Source organism: Halohasta litchfieldiae, assembly GCF_002788215.1.
In the GTDB taxonomy this organism is placed as follows: domain Archaea; phylum Halobacteriota; class Halobacteria; order Halobacteriales; family Haloferacaceae; genus Halohasta; species Halohasta litchfieldiae.
Map to the genome: position 1 here is coordinate 434,743 of NZ_CP024845.1, position 15,480 is coordinate 450,222.

The window sequence follows — 15,480 nt, forward strand, 5'->3', positions numbered from 1 at the left end:
GTCGACCGGATTCGAACATCACTCGCAGCAAAGTTGCTCACGGCTTCGCCGTTCGCCAGCGTGGCGCTACGCCGCGCGCTGCTCGCTGGTTCAAATCCTGTGACTCAGTTCACACTCTTTACGTAGTTCGTCGCAAAAATGGGTTCGCCCGGATTCGAACCGGGGTCACGGGCACCCAAGGCCCGAAGTATGGCCAAGCTAACCCACGAACCCTCTACCTCTCTCTACCGGACAGGTATAATAAAGGGTTTCGTTCCACGACTGCACCGCCATGCGTTCGCACAGCAGTCGACCCGAACTACTCGGTTTCAATCGTGAAGTGGAACGTCGTCCCTGACTCACCGTCCGACTCCACCCAAATATCGCCGTTGTGTCGGGTGATGATCCGTTCACAGACTGCCAGCCCGATTCCAGTTCCCTCACTGTCGCCACCTTTGTCGAACAGTCCAAAGATGTCGTCCTGCTCGTCGACCGGAATCCCCGGCCCGTTGTCACTGACTGCGAACTGATAGCCCGATGGCGTCTTCGCGGCTGAGATCTCGATCCGTGTTCCCGATCCGCCATGCTCGATAGCATTTTTAAGGAGGTTCTGGAACAGCTGGCCCAGCTGATCGTAATCGGCCTGCACTGTCGGGAGCTCGTCGACCACGACCTCGGCGTTGGCGTCGTCGATCTTGAGCTGGAGGTCATCCTGAATCCCGTCGACGACATCTTCAACGTCTGTTTCAGAGAACTCCTCGCCCTCACTTTCGACCCGCGAGTACTGCAGGAGGCCGTCGATCATCCCGCGCATCCGATCTGCGCCGTCGACGGCGAAGTTCATGTACTCCTGTGTCTCCTCGTCGAGATACTCATCGAGTTCGACCTCCAGGAGATCGATATAGCTTGAAACCATCCGGAGGGGTTCTTGGAGGTCATGCGAGAGTATGTAGGCGAACTCTTGGAGTCGCTCGTTGGAGCGCTCCAGTTGGGCCTCGTACTCCTTTCGGTCGGTGATATCCTTCGAGATGACGGCGAGTCCGTCTTTGTCAGGATAGATCTGGAGGGCCGTCCAGTAGTCGGCTGGCTCGTAGTAGTACTCACAGCTTGTCGGCTCCTGTGTTTCCATCGCCTCCCGGAGCCGCTCTTCGACGACAGTCCCCTCGATTTCGGGGAAGTACTCCCAGAGATTTGTCCCGAGAACCTCCTCGGCCGGGGCGTCGATCCGGGTCGCGATCACGTCGTTCCAGTAGGTGACCGTGAAATCGGTGTCGACGGCGTAGTAGGCATCCGAAATGCGTTCAGTGAGCCGCCGATACTTCCGCTCGCGCTCGGCGCGTTCGATCTCGTAGCTCACCCACTCGGTCAGCAGTTCGATAAACGTCTCCTGAATCTCGGTGAACTCCCGATCCTGTGGGTTCCGGTCGGCAAAACAGATGGTGCCGATGGTCTCGCCGTCGACGGTAATCTTCGAGCCAGCATAGCAGGCCAGTCCGAATCGCTCGAAGGCAGGGTCGTCCTTCCAGCCCTCTTCGGCCGCGTTCGTCACCGTCAGTGGGCTCTCCGAGTCTGGGTCGACAGTGTACCGACAGTAGGACTCCGAAAACGGTGCTTCGGCCCCGTCTTGGAGCTGCTCGTTCGGGCCGACACCGACAACGACTCGCTGTGTGCCGTTCTCGAACCGAGTGAAAAAGCCCTGTTCGACACCCATATACTCCCGCCCGAAGTTCAGCAGGTCGGCGATCTTCTCTTCGAACGGTGCGGATGTTGAGGCCGTCTGGTGGAGTCGACGGAACGCAGTCTCTTGTTTCTGGAGTCGACGGAGCCGTTCCCGTCGCTCGGAGACGTCGCGGCCGATGCCGATGATTCCCCGCACGTTCCCCTCGGCGTCGGTCAGTCGTGTGCCGGTGAACTCGTGGGGGATCGGCTTCCCTTCTTTGGTGAGCAGTTCGGCCTCGACGACGGCCGATCCGGTCTCCAACACCGCTCCAATTGCCTCAGTGACCCGTTCGTGGTCGACCTCGGAAAACAGCTCTATAGCGTTGATCTCAGCGAGTTCTGCATCGGAGTAGCCCGTAATTTCAGTAAGTGCCGGGTTCCACCGCTCCAAATACCCATTGGCATCCAACATATAAAACGAGTCGTCGAGCGCTTCGAGGCTCTGCTGGATAAACGCCTGCTCGGCTTCGAGCTGATGCTGTTGTTCCTTGCGCTCGGTGATGTCGCTGGAAATGACTGCAATCCCGTCTTCGTCAGGATAGGCGTGAATCTCGATCCAGTACGCTCCAGGCTCGTAGTAAAACTCACGAGACTGAGGGGTCTGTAACTCCATTGCTTCCCGGAGTACCTCCTCGTACTCTGTGCCGTTGATCTGCGGGAACTGCTCGAAAATGTTCTCACCGAGGATGTCGTCGGCTGCGATCCCAACACGTTCGGCAACCACCTCGTTCCAGTAGGTGACCGTCCAGTCGGTGTCGACGGCGTAGTAGCCCTCCGAGATGCGTTCGGTCAGTTGGCGGTACTGCTGTTCCTGTTCGGTGCGGTCCAGCGTGCTCTCGATGTTCGAAGCCAGAATCTTGGCCAGACTGAGGTCGGTCTCGTCGAACGCCTCCGCCTCGGTTGAGGCGACGATCATAATGCCGTAGGCCCCGAATGGAACGAATATTTCGCTTTTGATCTCGGTCTCTGGATTGTATAGATCATCGCTTTTATCGAGATTGTGACGAATATGAGCGTCCTCATGCTGGTAGGCCTCCCATGCAAGCCCCGAGTCGAGTACGGGCGGGCTGTCTAAGAGGTTGGTGACACCTTCAGAGACCGCTATGGGTGCCAGCCCACCTTCAGCCTCGTCGTAGAAATTGACGCTGTTTATCGGAAACCCGAGCACGTTTTCAGCCATCTGACAGGCAATCTCAGCCACGTCTTGGGATGTCGTCGCACTCATGAGTTCGTGGGTGGCCGTATGGAGCGCTGTCAGCTTGTTTTCCCAGTTCTTTCGGTCGGTGACGTCCTGCTGAAAGCCAACCCAGTTAGTCAGCCTCCCCGAGTCGTCGTATAGCGGTGCCAGCGAAACCCGGTTCCAGAACATCGTTCCGTCCTTCCTGTAGTTCCGGAGCTGGACCGTCGTCGACTCCTCGGTGTCGATTGCAGTCCGGAACTCGGCTGTCGCCGCCTCATCCGTGTCGGTTCCCTGCAGCTTCCGATGGTTCCAGCCGGTGATCTCCGACTCGGAATAGCCAATGAGATCGGTGAACGCCGGGTTCGCATAGACGAGCGGATTGTCTTCCTGGGCTGGATCAGTCATTGTGACCCCAACCGGAGCCTGTTCGATGGCCTGATCTTTCACCGCGAGTTCCTGCTCGCGCTCCTTTCGCTCGGTGATATCCCGAATCTCCGCGATTACATAGCGGTCGCCGTCGAGTTGGGTTTCGGCCAACCGGACTCGGACCCAGACCTGCTGGCCATTCGACCGCTCGATCTGCCACTCGAATGTCTGTGGCTCGCCCTCGGCAGCAGCCCGAATTCGCTCCACAGCATCCGCCTGGGTGAACGGGGAGTCCGCAGGCGTGTAGTCTGCGACCTCCATCTCCTTGAGCTGAGCCGAACTGTAGCCATACAGCTCTTCGAGTCGACTGTTGACGCCGACAATCGCGCCCGTCTCCGGATCGTGTAACGTAATCCCGATCTCCAGATCGTCAAACACGGTCGAAATAGTCTCTTTCATTGAATGTGACGTGATAACAGTAGCCGAAATATAAACTGTCGGGCTGTGTCGACTGTCTCTGCAAGATTATCATCCATCTTTTGTAGAATACTTAATATTTTGGACACGAATACCTAAATCAGAAGAGTGTGTAGTGGGAATAATGAGTCTCTCATGTCGACTGAATAACTGTGGGGTCGGTGTGTCACGATGACTGATTCGGACAAGACCGCCGAGATACTGCTGGCCGAGGACAATCCGGGCGACGTCATGTTGACCAAGAAGGCTCTCGAAAAGGGAAAACTCGCCAACAACCTCCACGTCGTCACCGATGGTGTCGAGGCCCTCGAATTCCTCAGACGGGAGGGTGAGTACGAGGATTCACCCCGACCGGATATCATCTTGTTGGACCTCAACATGCCCCGAAAGGATGGCCAAGACGTACTGAAAGAACTCAAAAACGACGACGATCTATGTCGGATTCCGGTCGTCGTGTTGACCAGTTCCGAGTCCGAGGAGGATATCGCCAAATCCTACGAACTCAACGCGAATGCCTATCTCACCAAACCCGTCGACTTCGATGGCTTCATCGAGATTGTCAACCGACTGGAGAACTTCTGGTTCAAGGTCGTGAAATTCCCGGAGAAGTAAGATGTCGATCAGCCCGGACGACGAACTCCATCTGCTCCTCGTCGAGGACAACCCCGGCGACGCCAAACTGTTCGAACACCACCTTACAACCAGCCGGAGCGAAGCGTTTCCGCCCGCGACCGTCAGCCATGTCGAGTCGCTCGCGGCGGCCGTCAACGAACTTGAAGCCGAACCCTACGACCTCGTGTTGCTCGATCTGGGACTCCCCGAGAGCAGCGGCCTCGAAACCCTCAATCGGTACAACGAGGCCATCGAGCGCGAGGAGCTAACGCCGGTGCCGGTGGTCGTCCTGACGGGACTGAAAGACGATGCCGCCTCGGTCGAAGCCATCGAACGCGGCGCGCAGGATTATCTCGTCAAGGATAACGTCGACGAGAACGTCCTCCACCGGACGCTTCGCTACGCCTTGGAGCGCCACGCCCAACAGCAAGAGCTTCGTCGACAGAACCAGCGATTAGAGCAGTTCGCCAGCGTCGTCAGCCACGACCTGCGGAACCCCCTCAGCGTCGCCACAGGCCGCATCGAGATGGTCGACGACGACCACGCCGACGTCATCGAACGGAACCTTGACCGAATGGAGACGATTATCGAGGACGTCCTGACGCTCGCCCGCGAGGGAAAATCCGTCGAGGAGACTGAACCCGTCGACCTCTCGTCGCTCGCGGTCAAATGCTGGGAGAACGTCGAGACCGCCAGTGCCTCGCTGTCGACCGACGACGAGATAACCATCATGGCCGACCAGAGCCGGTGTCGACAGCTACTGGAAAACCTGATTCGCAACAGCGTGGAACACAGTTCCACGGGCAGTCGGCCACAGGCCGACGACAGCGTAGAACACGTTGGCGAGGACGTCTCGATCCATATCGGCCGTGTTGACGGTGGCTTCTATGTCGAAGACGATGGGCTGGGGATTCCCGAAGACAAGCGGGAGGAAGTCTTCGAGGCAGGCTACACAACCAACCGAGACGGAACCGGCTTCGGGTTGAATATTGTCCGTGAGATCGCCGAAGCTCACGGTTGGAGCGTCGAGATCACTGAGAGCGCCGACGGCGGCGCGCGGTTCGAGTTCACCGGTATTACGGCCCTATAGGCCACCGCTGCGGTCGACTGGCTTTTTGTTCTAGAGCCATCGAGGCTCGGGCTACCGATGAATCCGAACGGGTGAGCGGTCGACTGTCGTCAGGACCCAAGCACGCCGAAGCCGAACAGCGGTCCCCAGAGGAGATGTAACCCGATACCGACGACGAGCGCGGGCACAGTCGTATAGAGGCTGGCGATGATGGCAGCCTTCTTGTCGATGGCGATCAGTGGGAACAGCGCGTCACCGTCCTGACTGATTGCATTGGCCGTCAATGCGGAAAACGGAATCCCACCTTGCGCGTAGGCACTGGCTAACACGATCTGTGGTCCACAGCCGGGGATTAATCCGAGCAGGGCACCCCCTATCGGTGCGAATATACCAGCCGCGGCTGCAATGGCCGCGATATCGAGATTGAACAGGAAGACGGGATACTCGTAGAGCAGATAGGCAACCAACACCCAGACTGTAACGAAGCTAGTCTCCATCGCCGCGTGCTGGAACGTCTCGTAGAGGCTCCCAAACGTGTCTTTGGCCCGGCCGACACCCCCCTCGCCGATGTAGTGTCGACCGACGAAATACAGGTAAAACGAGAGTGACGTCCCGGTGATCCCGACGATAGTGAACAGTCCTGAAAAGGACATGCCCGTCGAGAGTGGGACCTCGGGTGCGCCACGGAGGAGATATGTCGTGCCGAGTGCGAGTCCCCCAACGGCTGCGAGCCACCACAGCCCGTGGACCCCGTGAGTCAGCGGTGTGAGAACCGTGGACTCTCTGTCAGGCCCCGTCTCGTGGGAGTGTCCTGGTGAGGGGCCCTCGTACTCGTGGGCCGGGTTTGAACTCCGCCCGAGCACACTGACCGAGGAGCCGCCGTCGGTGACCGGTCGACTCAGTTGGCTCACCGCACGGTCGACGTAGCCAACGCCTAACCCAAACTGATCTATTGCATAGCCAAAGATAACTGCCGCAGCGAACGCTAGTCCGTATGAGTAGGCAGCGGCTTTCGGCGCCAACGCGAGGATGACGAACGCCGAGTCGCCAGCAGTGGCAATCAGTGTCGCCACAACGGTCCCGAAGCTCACCGTTCCCCGAAGGTAGAGCGGCATCATCACGATAGCCCCCCCACAGCCCGGTGTGAGTCCCATGAGCGCCCCAACGAGCGGTTGGATTCGGCTGTTGTCGCCGAGTTTGGCAGTCAGTTTTCCGCGGGTCCGGTACTGAATGTAGCTAAACAGCAGTACGGTCACGGCGACGAACGCACTCACCTGTACATAGCCGTCTCTCACAGAAGCGATGAAGATGTCGACGACCTCACCCGCCATCGGGGATCGACCTCCCGTCGACAGTAGTCGCCCGCAAACTAATTAGACTCATCTAATCTTTAGATTAGTCGGATGATACAAAGATGTTTCGTCAGGTGTCGCATTCGTCGTCACTGCGACAGATGCTGATTGCCCGAGCGGGCGTTCCCAGCGCGCCGGAGTGACATCGCTATCGATGGCTGGGTACAGCGGACACTAGAGGCAGTCTGTGTGGCGGTGATCTCTCTCAGCGGGTGAAAATAAAGGGAAAATGTAGTTGTCTGTGACTGTTCGCGTGAGCGAACTTACAGACGGGTTAGGTTCGTTGCGCGTGGGCCTTTCGGGGACTGCTCGATGTCGAACTCGACATCCTGACCCTCTTCGAGATCCGGACCACCAACGTCTTCCATGTGGAAGAACACGTCGTCGTCAGCATCTTCTGTCTCGATAAAACCGTAGCCGCCAGTGTCGTTGAAGAAATCAACCGTGCCGTTTGCCATTGCCTTTGTGTACAACGCCGGGGGATGAATAAGGCTTGCGCGAGGTGAGATACCATGGTTCGCGACACCGGTAAGCGGTGGCTACGAGGTGGTAGGCGTCGACAAACGAGGTCATTCATTCCAAGAATTCGAAGCAATAGAAATCACAAATCGGGAGAGGAAATCAGCAAACAGAATCTCGATGCTACTTACTGAGGGGCGTTAGGCATCCTCAAATGTGGTTGTCAGGTGTGCCCGCGGTGCGTCAAGCACGATTTCGGCAGCCGTTTCGTCGCTGACAAGGCTGGTTCGGAGTTCGTCTTCGGTTGGCATTGATTCTTCGAACAGCCCAGCGAACCGCCCCTCGAGGGTTGATACTGTCCCCGTAGTATCGACAGTCACCGCCAGTGCGCTAATGAAGCCGTCGACGGTCCCGAACACCGGGCCCAGTCCGTCGACTATGTCGGTCCGAACACCGACCCTGTCAGCAGTGAGACTGAGTGGGGTATCGGTACCCCAGACGCCGAGGCTCAACGCTGCCGGGCCGGTGGTTTCGAACAGCCACTGGCCGTCTTCGTCGTCGACGACACGATCAAGTGTGTTGATATAGCCGCTCAGACTGTGAGCAAGGAGGGTTTCGGCGGCCGAGGACCGACTGCTGTTCTCGGTTGGGATGATGAGCATATCCTCAGCAACTGCGAACGCCTGTCCCGAGCGGTCGCCAGTCCCTTCGTATATCCGCAGCCCACGCTGTTGGTCGACCTGTTGGAACCCCTCAGTGTACCGATCCGCAATGACCTGCCGGTCGAAGCTCCCGTGGAAGAGCACCAGTTCGTCGGTCAGCGTCAGATCGGTGACGCCAATCCCGGGCGTACCAGTCTCAGTGCTCTCGCCCGACAGAATCCCACCGTTCGTCTCGTTTTTAGTTTCGTTTTCCGTTTCGTTTTCCGTTTCGGTTTCGTTGATCGTAGTATTTCTGTCGATACGTTCGTTGTCGGGGGCGACTGTCCCGTTGGCACCGAACGCAGTCCCATCGGGAAGTGGTCCGGCGGCGTCGATGACTGCCCGACGGAGAGGGGCTGCAACCGGATAGCTCGACAGCGTCTCGACGGCGTCGGCAACCGTCTCGATACCGGATAGCGGGAACTCCACGAGCGGTCCGTCAGGTAGTCGACCGGCTGTCGCTGCCCGTTGGACCGCCCCAACCACCGCAAGCCGTAGATGTAGGAACACGACGCCATCGCCACTTTGCGTCTCGGCGGGTGTGAGCTCGCTGTACGTCGGGAGATCGTATCGCTGGGGGCCATCCCCGAGTTCTGGGACTGAATCCTCGTTGTCACCGAGACAGCCACCAAGCGCGACTGCTCCAGTCGTGGCCCCAGCAGCCTGCATGAAACTCCGTCTGTCCATACCCGGTTGTCTGCCTCCAGCTACAAGTACCATCCCAACACAGTCCCACGATGCCGCAACTGACGTTGTATTGTCATACACCACAGCACTTTTATTAATCCAATCCGACTAGTCAAATGACAGGGATTGAGTGTACCTCTGGGGGGTTCGCATGTCTCTGTCAGCGGGAGTCGCTACTTGGGAGGGTAGTGGCTCCCTACTTTTGTGTCGACCACTTAGGATTGATCGGCGAGTGTCTCCAGTAGTTCGGGGTTTTCAATACTCGATAGATCACCCAACTCCTGTCCGGTGTGGACCGCCGCAATCGCCCGCCGAACGATTTTACCGCTCTGGGTTTTGGGTAATCCTTCGACAAACCGTATCTCACGGGGACGGAACGGTTTGCCGTGTTTTTCGCCGACTACCTCCCGGAGCTCCCCTCGCAGTTCGTCGCTCGGGTCGACGCCGTTCTCACAGACGACATACACCACGACTGCGGTTCCGGTGGTTTCGTCGGGAACGCCGATTGTAGCGGCCTGATTGACCGCTTCGTGGTCGGTCAGGACGCCCTCGATCTCGGCAGGACCGATCTTTCGACCCGCAACGTTGAGTGCGTCGTCGGCCCGCCCGTGGAGGAACCAAAAGCCATCCTCGTCTTGCTGGGCCCAGTCGCCGTGGTCCCAGAGATCGTCCCACGTCGACCAGTACTCATCGAGGTATCGCTCGTCACCGCTCCAGAGTGATTTCGTCACCGATGGGCAGGAGTCGCGGGCGACGAGATAGCCGCGCTCGTGATCGTCTGTGATCGAGTTCCCCGCCTCGTCGACGATGTCGACATCCATTCCGAGGCCGGGACCGCCGAGCGTGCAGGGTTTCAGCGGCTGTGTTGGCATCGGCATCAGGAAACAGCCACAGATCTCGGTGCCGCCGGAGATGTTGATGATCGGTGCCTCGCCACCCCCAACCTGCTCGTAGAACCACTGCCAAGATTCGGGGTCCCATGGTTCGCCGGTCGACCCGAGCAGGCGGAGACTCGATAGATCGTGGTTGTCGACCCAGTGATCTCCGTGTTTTCGAAGCGCCCGAATCGCAGTTGGTGAGATGCCGAAGACCGTCAGGTTGTGCCGGTCGATCATCGACCAAAACCGGTTAGGCTCCGGATAATCCGGTGCACCCTCGTAGATGAAGACCGTGCCGCCGAAGGTGTGGTTGCCGAGCAGCATCCATGGCCCCATCATCCAACCGATATCCGAAACCCAAAAGAAGCGGTCGGCGGGCTTGTGATCGAAGCCGAAGTAGATCTCCTTGGCACACTGCATGAGGATGCCCGCGTGGGTGTGGACGATTCCCTTCGGTTTCCCGGTCGTTCCCGACGAGTACAACAGCATGGACTCTTGGTCGGCCGGGAGCGATTTGGTGTCGTACTCGCTGGACTGCTCGGCGATAGCGTCGTGCCACCACTCGTCGCGGGACTCGTCGAAGGCGATTTCGTGTTCGGTCGACTGGTTGGCCGAGCCGAGTCGGTCGTAGACGAGACAGTGCTCGACGAACTCGGTCTGTTCGATTGCTTTGTCCGCAGTTTCCTTCAGAAAGACGGGATCGCCGCGCCGATAGAAGCCGTCGCCGGTGAACAGCATCGAACACTCGCTGTCGTCAATCCGGGTGGCCGTGGCGTCGACGCCGAACCCCGAGAAGATCGGCACCGCAATCGCGCCGACTTTGAAACAGCCGTAGAGAATCGAGACAACCTCCGGCACCATCGGCATATAAAGGCCGACCGTGTCGCCGGTTTCGATCCCTCGTTCCTCTAAGGCGTTGGCGACGCGATTGGCCTCTCGGTGGAGTTCGTGAAACGTGTATTCGCGAGTCTCACCCGGTTCGCCTTCCCAGATGCAGGCCACGCGGTTGCGATGTGGGTTGTCGACCGTAGCGTGACGATCCAAGGTGTTGTGCGCAATATTGAGTCGACCACCGGGGTACCACTGGGTGAACTGCGGCCCCTCGGTGTTGTCCCGGACCTGTTCGTAGGGTTTGTCGAACTCGATGTCGAGGTAGTCGACCAACTCGTCCCAGAACCACTCGACGCCGGAGTCGGGTTCGCCCTCCAGACCCGGACCCGTGCGGGCGATCAGCTCCTCGTAGTCGTCGATCCCATAGCTATCCATGAACGCGGCGACGTTCGTCGAGTCGATGAACTCGGGGTCCGGCTCGTGAACCACGTCGTCGGTCATTGGCGGAGTCGACATGCCATGTCGTTCGCTCCCAACCCTCATAATCATTCATATAGGTTTCGACTGTGACACCTCCCAGAACGTTTAGCGCTTGGGCGCGTAGGACTGCGCATGTACGTCCGCGATGCCAAAAACCGTGATGAGCCGTGGCTGTTGGACCAGATCGAGGCGCTGGGAGTCGACGCTGAGTCGTTTCGGTCCCGCGACTACGTGCTCGCGGTCGACGAGGAATCCAACACGCGGGTCGGCTTCGGTCGACGCCGGATTCACTCCGGGGAGCCGGACGTCTGCGAACTCACGGGCATCGGCGTAGTGCCCACGTGGCGTGACCAGGGTGTGGGTGGCCACGTCATCGAGCGATTGGTCGCCGAGGCCGGAGACGACGAATTTGAAACGGTTTACGTGTTGACCGACCAGCCGGCGTATCTCACCCAGTTCGGATTTGGTCGGATCGACGTCGACGAACTTCCCGACCAGCTGTCGGCTCGACTCGACCGCAAACGCGACCAACTCGACGATGAGGTCGTCCCGCTGGCGCTCGGCGTCGAGGCCTTCGAGATGCCGCGTCGACTCCGCGAGGCGTTCAAAGACGCCGACGCCGAGGATGGCGACAGCGAGCCTGAAGAGTCGCCCGAAGATTTCGGCATCGATCCCGAGACGGCGACCTATAAGTACGATACCGGGGAGTAGCCGTCGACTACTGGCTCAATAGCGTACTACTGGACGCCTTCACGCCCTTCGAGAAAGTCGGTGCTGAACACGATGTAGGTCAGCCCCGTACAGAACAAAATTGGCGGCAGGAGTAAAAACGCCCACAGTGGGTCGATCCCCCAGATCAGAATTAACGTGGCGTTGCCCAGTCCAAGCAGTAAGAACGGCAACGAGTACAGTATCGCCCGTTTCCGTTTCCGGCCGGAGTCGAGCACCTCGCTGTCGAGTAGTTCCTCCCGAGACGGCTGTGCTGTTGTCGCGGAGTCGTCGGGATCGCCGGTCGGAGAGTCCATACCCCGGCTACGGGGCGAAGGGGCAAAAACAGTCACACATTCACTGTGCATTGCTGTCGAACCGCGAGGCAAGCGACACTGCGCTGTAGAGGACCGTAATGGCGACCGCAATGACGACCATTCCATACAGTGTCATCGCCCCCGGTGAGATCGGCACGGTCACAATACCGAACACCGTCAGTTCAGACAGGGCCTCACCGCCGTTGGCACCGACGATAAAACCGAGAAGCCCGCCCAACAGAACCATCAGTCCACCGAGACCGAGCAGAATGCGTCGACCTAACCCTGCAACCCCGGGCTGTGGCGTGTCGTCGCTCATATATGCCCGTAGGCAGCCACTACTAAAGCACGTTTCCGTTCCAGCCCGGAGTTATATACCGACTGACCTCACGCATACGGTATGACCGATTCACTGATCGACCGGGCTCGGAGCGCGCTGGATGCTGCCCACGTTCCCTACTCTGAGTACCGTGTCGGTGCAGCGCTTCGAACCGTCGACGGCAGCGTGTTCGTCGGCTGTAATATCGAGAACGCCAACTACTCCAACAGCCTCCACGCCGAGGAGGTTGCGGTCGCCGAGGCGGTCAAAACCGGCCACACGGAGTTCGACCGACTCGCAGTTACCTCTGCGGCCCGCGATGGCGTTACCCCCTGTGGAATGTGTCGACAGACGCTATCGGAGTTCGCCAACGAAGACCTTGAAATCGTCTGCGATCTCGGCGACGAAACGGCGACCTACACGCTCGGCGAACTGCTGCCGAACACCATCTCGGAGGAAACACTTGATGCTGCCAGCCAGCAGGGAGCCGACCAATGACCACGCCCTCGGATGTCGAGGAGTCTACGGTCACCGAAGACGCCCCCAACGATACCGCTGTTCCGGGCGACAGCGAAGATCCCAACGCCGACCGCCAGTACCATCTCGAAGTCACCAGCGAGGATGTCGCCGACAGCGTTCTCCTGCCGGGGAATCCCGACCGGATCGGGACAATCACGGATCTCTGGGATGATGCCACCACCGTCGCTACCCATCGAGAGTACCGCACTGCGACCGGGAACTACAATGAAACTCCCATTTCGGCGACGTCGACCGGAATCGGCGGTCCATCGGCGGCAATCGCGCTCGAAGAACTCGCCCGCGTTGGCAGTGAGACGTTCATCCGGGTTGGCTCCTGTGGGGCAATCCAGCCCGAAATCGATGTCGGTGATCTCGTTATCACCTCCGGCGCGGTTCGCCAAGAGGGAACCAGCGAGGAGTACGTCAACCCCACCTATCCGGCAACTGCCGATCACGAGGTCGTCTCCGCGCTGATCGCCGCCGCCGAGCGGTTAGGTTACGACTACCACGTCGGCGTCACAATGAGTGCCGACAGTTTTTATGCTGGTCAGGGTCGACCCGGATTCGACGGCTACGAAGCCCCCGGGAGCGACGATCTCGTCGACTCCCTGCGGAATGCGAACGTCAAAAACATCGAGATGGAGGCCGCAACGATTCTGACGCTGGCTTCGATCTACGGACTCCGGGCGGGAGCCGTTTGTGCGGTGTACGCCAACCGCCAAACTGGCGAGTTCCGGACGGAAGGTGACTCACGAGCGGCCGAAACTGCAAGTCTCGCGGTCGCCCTGCTGGCCGAGATGGATCGGCGGAAACGTGAGGTGGGTGTGAGCCAGTGGCATGCCGGGCTTTCACTTGATTAACTGAAACACCCTGTCTCGTCTGTTTTGGGGCCTGAAATCGGATTTAAGCTGACAATCGTCGCACAGTGCTTCCGCCCAGCGTTTCAAAGCCGATTTATTCGATGCCGTTGGATACACACACATGACAGAACAAGTTGTGGTCGTTGGTGCTGGCTACGCGGGTGCTGGCACGGTCAAATCGTTCGAAGACGAGATCGAGGAGGGCGAAGCCGAGCTTACCTGGATCTCGGAACACGATTACCATCTCGTCCTCCACGAGGCCCACCGCGTCATCCGCAACCCGCAGGCCGAATCGAAGGTCACCATCCCGGTCGACGAAATCAAGGCTCCCGAAACGAACTTCGTTCGAGACCGCGTCACCGGCGTCGACACCGACGAGCGAACGGTCGAACTCCGTGACGGCGACAGCGTCGACTACGACTACCTGCTGGTCGGCATCGGCAGTGCAACCGCCTTTTTCGGCATCGACGGGCTCAAAGAACACTCCCTGACGCTCAAGAGTCTCGACGACGTCCGCGAGATCCACGAGGCCGTCCGCGCTGCTGGCGAGGAGGCAACCCAAAGCGAACCGGCCCAGATTCTGGTCGGTGGGGCCGGACTCTCGGGAATTCAGACCGCCGGCGAGATCGCCGGCTACCGCGACGATACGCGCGCGCCGCTCGACATCAAACTCATCGAGGGGCTCGAAGAGATCTTCCCCGGCAACGATCCGGAGGTCCAAGGCGCACTCAAAAAGCGACTCTTGGATCGCGATGTCGAGATCCTCACCGGCGAGTTCATCTCGGAAGTCGACGCCGAGACCGTCTCCCTCGGCGAGGACAGCGAACTCGACTATGATGTCCTGGTCTGGACCGGCGGTATCACCGGCCACGAAGAGATTACTGAGGCCGACCTCGACAAAGACGAGCGCTCGAACCGCGTCTTCGCAGAGTCTGACTTCCAGACCAGCGACGACCGCGTGTTCGCCATCGGTGACGCCGCACTGGTCGACCAAGGCAACGACGACGTCGCGCCACCGACCGCACAGGCCGCTTGGACCGCCGCCGAGGTCGCCGGTGAGAACCTCGCGCGAGCGGTTCGCGGCGCACCACTCAAATCGTGGAAACACAAAGACAAGGGGACGGTCATCTCGGTCGGTGACGAGGCTGTCGCTCACAACGTGATGGGGCTGCCGATCAACACCTTCGGCGGTCCTGCCGCCAAAGCACTCAAGAAAGGCATCGCCTGCCGCTGGATCTCGGATGTTACCTCGCTCAAACGCGCCGCGAAGGCGTGGAGCGATATGTAACAGCCGGGGCACTGAATATAGACAGTCGACAGTTCGCGTTGCTATCTCTTTTATAGCGGGAATAAAACCGAACTGCAGTCGCGTGATCAGTGAGCCGGTTCTTCTGCGGGAGCGAGCATATCGTCGATCTGCAGGATGAGAATGTTGTTCGTGTCGTCTTTCGCATCCAGCGTGCCGGTGATACGGAGCTTCGACAGCGGCGTCGGCCCGACGATTACCTCGTCGCCCTCGTGGAAGTCTCGGACTGAGCCCTGCAGGTGGATTTCGGCTCGACAGAGTTCTGGGTGGTGCACACTCGAGAGATCGATGCTCTCGACGTTCGCGTTCTCGACTTTCTCGTCGTTGTGCGTAAGCGGGACCGCTGCTGGCTCCTCCATCTCGTCGACATCCAGCGCCTCGTAGGCATTGGCGGTCGGCTTATAGCCGCCTTTGGGTCCGGGGACGCCCTCAACGAGTTGGAGGGCTTTGAGACTCTGCATCTGGTTGCGGATCGTTCCGGGATTTCGATTTACCTCCTCGGCAATATCTTCGCCTTTGACGGCGTCTTCGCTCTGGCGGTGGAGGTTCGTGAGTGCTGTCAGTATGGTTTTCTGACTCGGCGTGAGTTCGATTGATGACATATGAGCCGGTTAGGGCGGATCGTTCATAAATCCGATGGAAAACTAGTAACAATTCAGTG

At 59.1% G+C, this 15,480-nt stretch carries 14 protein-coding genes and 1 tRNA gene; 6 read left to right on the forward strand and 9 right to left on the reverse strand.

The window, feature by feature from the left end; translation table 11 throughout:
- Window positions 1-139: 139 nt before the first annotated feature.
- Both HALTADL_RS02195 and HALTADL_RS02200 read right to left on the reverse strand, forming a co-directional pair.
- Window positions 140-213: transfer RNA gene (locus HALTADL_RS02195), tRNA-Pro, on the reverse strand.
- Window positions 214-298: 85 nt separating this feature from the next.
- Window positions 299-3,703: a PAS domain S-box protein gene (locus HALTADL_RS02200; protein WP_089673130.1), complete on the reverse strand. Its 3,405-nt coding sequence runs from the start codon at window positions 3,701-3,703 to the stop codon at window positions 299-301.
- A 189-nt stretch (window positions 3,704-3,892) separates the two neighbouring features.
- On the opposite strand from HALTADL_RS02200, the gene HALTADL_RS02205 reads away from it, so the two are divergent.
- Together HALTADL_RS02205 and HALTADL_RS02210 are read left to right on the forward strand one after the other, a co-directional pair.
- Complete coding sequence (locus HALTADL_RS02205) at window positions 3,893-4,333, forward strand: response regulator (RefSeq protein ID WP_089673131.1); 441 nt, start codon at window positions 3,893-3,895, stop codon at window positions 4,331-4,333.
- A 1-nt stretch (window position 4,334) separates the two neighbouring features.
- The gene (locus HALTADL_RS02210; protein ID WP_089673132.1) at window positions 4,335-5,423 is read left to right on the forward strand and encodes an ATP-binding response regulator; all 1,089 of its coding nucleotides are present in this window, start codon (window positions 4,335-4,337) and stop codon (window positions 5,421-5,423) included.
- An 89-nt stretch (window positions 5,424-5,512) separates the two neighbouring features.
- Here HALTADL_RS02210 and HALTADL_RS02215 read toward each other — a convergent pair whose 3' ends face one another.
- The 4 genes from HALTADL_RS02215 to HALTADL_RS02230 form a co-directional block, all read right to left on the reverse strand.
- On the reverse strand, window positions 5,513-6,733 hold the full coding sequence (locus tag HALTADL_RS02215; RefSeq protein WP_089673133.1) for a putative manganese transporter: 1,221 nt from the start codon (window positions 6,731-6,733) through the stop codon (window positions 5,513-5,515).
- 284 nt (window positions 6,734-7,017) lie between these two features.
- A complete protein-coding gene (locus tag HALTADL_RS02220; RefSeq protein WP_089673134.1) occupies window positions 7,018-7,212 on the reverse strand; it encodes a cold-shock protein in 195 nt (64 codons plus the stop codon).
- A 201-nt stretch (window positions 7,213-7,413) separates the two neighbouring features.
- Entirely contained in the window at window positions 7,414-8,601 is a 1,188-nt protein-coding gene (locus tag HALTADL_RS02225; RefSeq protein WP_162551652.1) for a twin-arginine translocation signal domain-containing protein, read from the reverse strand.
- A gap of 215 nt (window positions 8,602-8,816) precedes the next feature.
- The gene (locus HALTADL_RS02230) at window positions 8,817-10,826 is read right to left on the reverse strand and encodes an AMP-binding protein (RefSeq protein ID WP_089673136.1); all 2,010 of its coding nucleotides are present in this window, start codon (window positions 10,824-10,826) and stop codon (window positions 8,817-8,819) included.
- A 96-nt stretch (window positions 10,827-10,922) separates the two neighbouring features.
- On the opposite strand from HALTADL_RS02230, the gene HALTADL_RS02235 reads away from it, so the two are divergent.
- Entirely contained in the window at window positions 10,923-11,501 is a 579-nt protein-coding gene (locus tag HALTADL_RS02235) for a GNAT family N-acetyltransferase (RefSeq protein ID WP_089673137.1), read from the forward strand.
- A 26-nt stretch (window positions 11,502-11,527) separates the two neighbouring features.
- Here HALTADL_RS02235 and HALTADL_RS02240 read toward each other — a convergent pair whose 3' ends face one another.
- A complete protein-coding gene (locus tag HALTADL_RS02240) occupies window positions 11,528-11,815 on the reverse strand; it encodes a hypothetical protein (RefSeq protein WP_245708457.1) in 288 nt (95 codons plus the stop codon).
- A 40-nt stretch (window positions 11,816-11,855) separates the two neighbouring features.
- Entirely contained in the window at window positions 11,856-12,134 is a 279-nt protein-coding gene (locus tag HALTADL_RS02245) for a DUF7520 family protein (protein WP_089673139.1), read from the reverse strand.
- A gap of 81 nt (window positions 12,135-12,215) precedes the next feature.
- Between HALTADL_RS02245 and cdd the strand changes: the two genes are divergently transcribed.
- The 3 genes from cdd (at window position 12,216) to HALTADL_RS02260 (ending at window position 14,801) form a co-directional block, all read left to right on the forward strand.
- Window positions 12,216-12,632, forward strand: a complete 417-nt coding sequence (gene cdd, locus HALTADL_RS02250) for a cytidine deaminase (protein WP_089673140.1) — start codon at window positions 12,216-12,218, stop codon at window positions 12,630-12,632.
- Window positions 12,629-13,513, forward strand: a complete 885-nt coding sequence (locus HALTADL_RS02255) for a nucleoside phosphorylase (protein WP_089673141.1) — start codon at window positions 12,629-12,631, stop codon at window positions 13,511-13,513. Before cdd ends, HALTADL_RS02255 begins: the two co-directional genes overlap by 4 nt.
- Window positions 13,514-13,634: 121 nt before the next feature.
- Window positions 13,635-14,801 (forward strand): NAD(P)/FAD-dependent oxidoreductase, encoded by a 1,167-nt coding sequence (locus tag HALTADL_RS02260; protein WP_089673142.1) that lies wholly within the window; start codon window positions 13,635-13,637, stop codon window positions 14,799-14,801.
- 86 nt (window positions 14,802-14,887) lie between these two features.
- Here the strand turns inward: HALTADL_RS02260 and HALTADL_RS02265 are convergent, their stop codons facing one another.
- Window positions 14,888-15,421, reverse strand: a complete 534-nt coding sequence (locus HALTADL_RS02265) for an Rrf2 family transcriptional regulator (protein WP_089673143.1) — start codon at window positions 15,419-15,421, stop codon at window positions 14,888-14,890.
- Window positions 15,422-15,480: the final 59 nt, after the last annotated feature.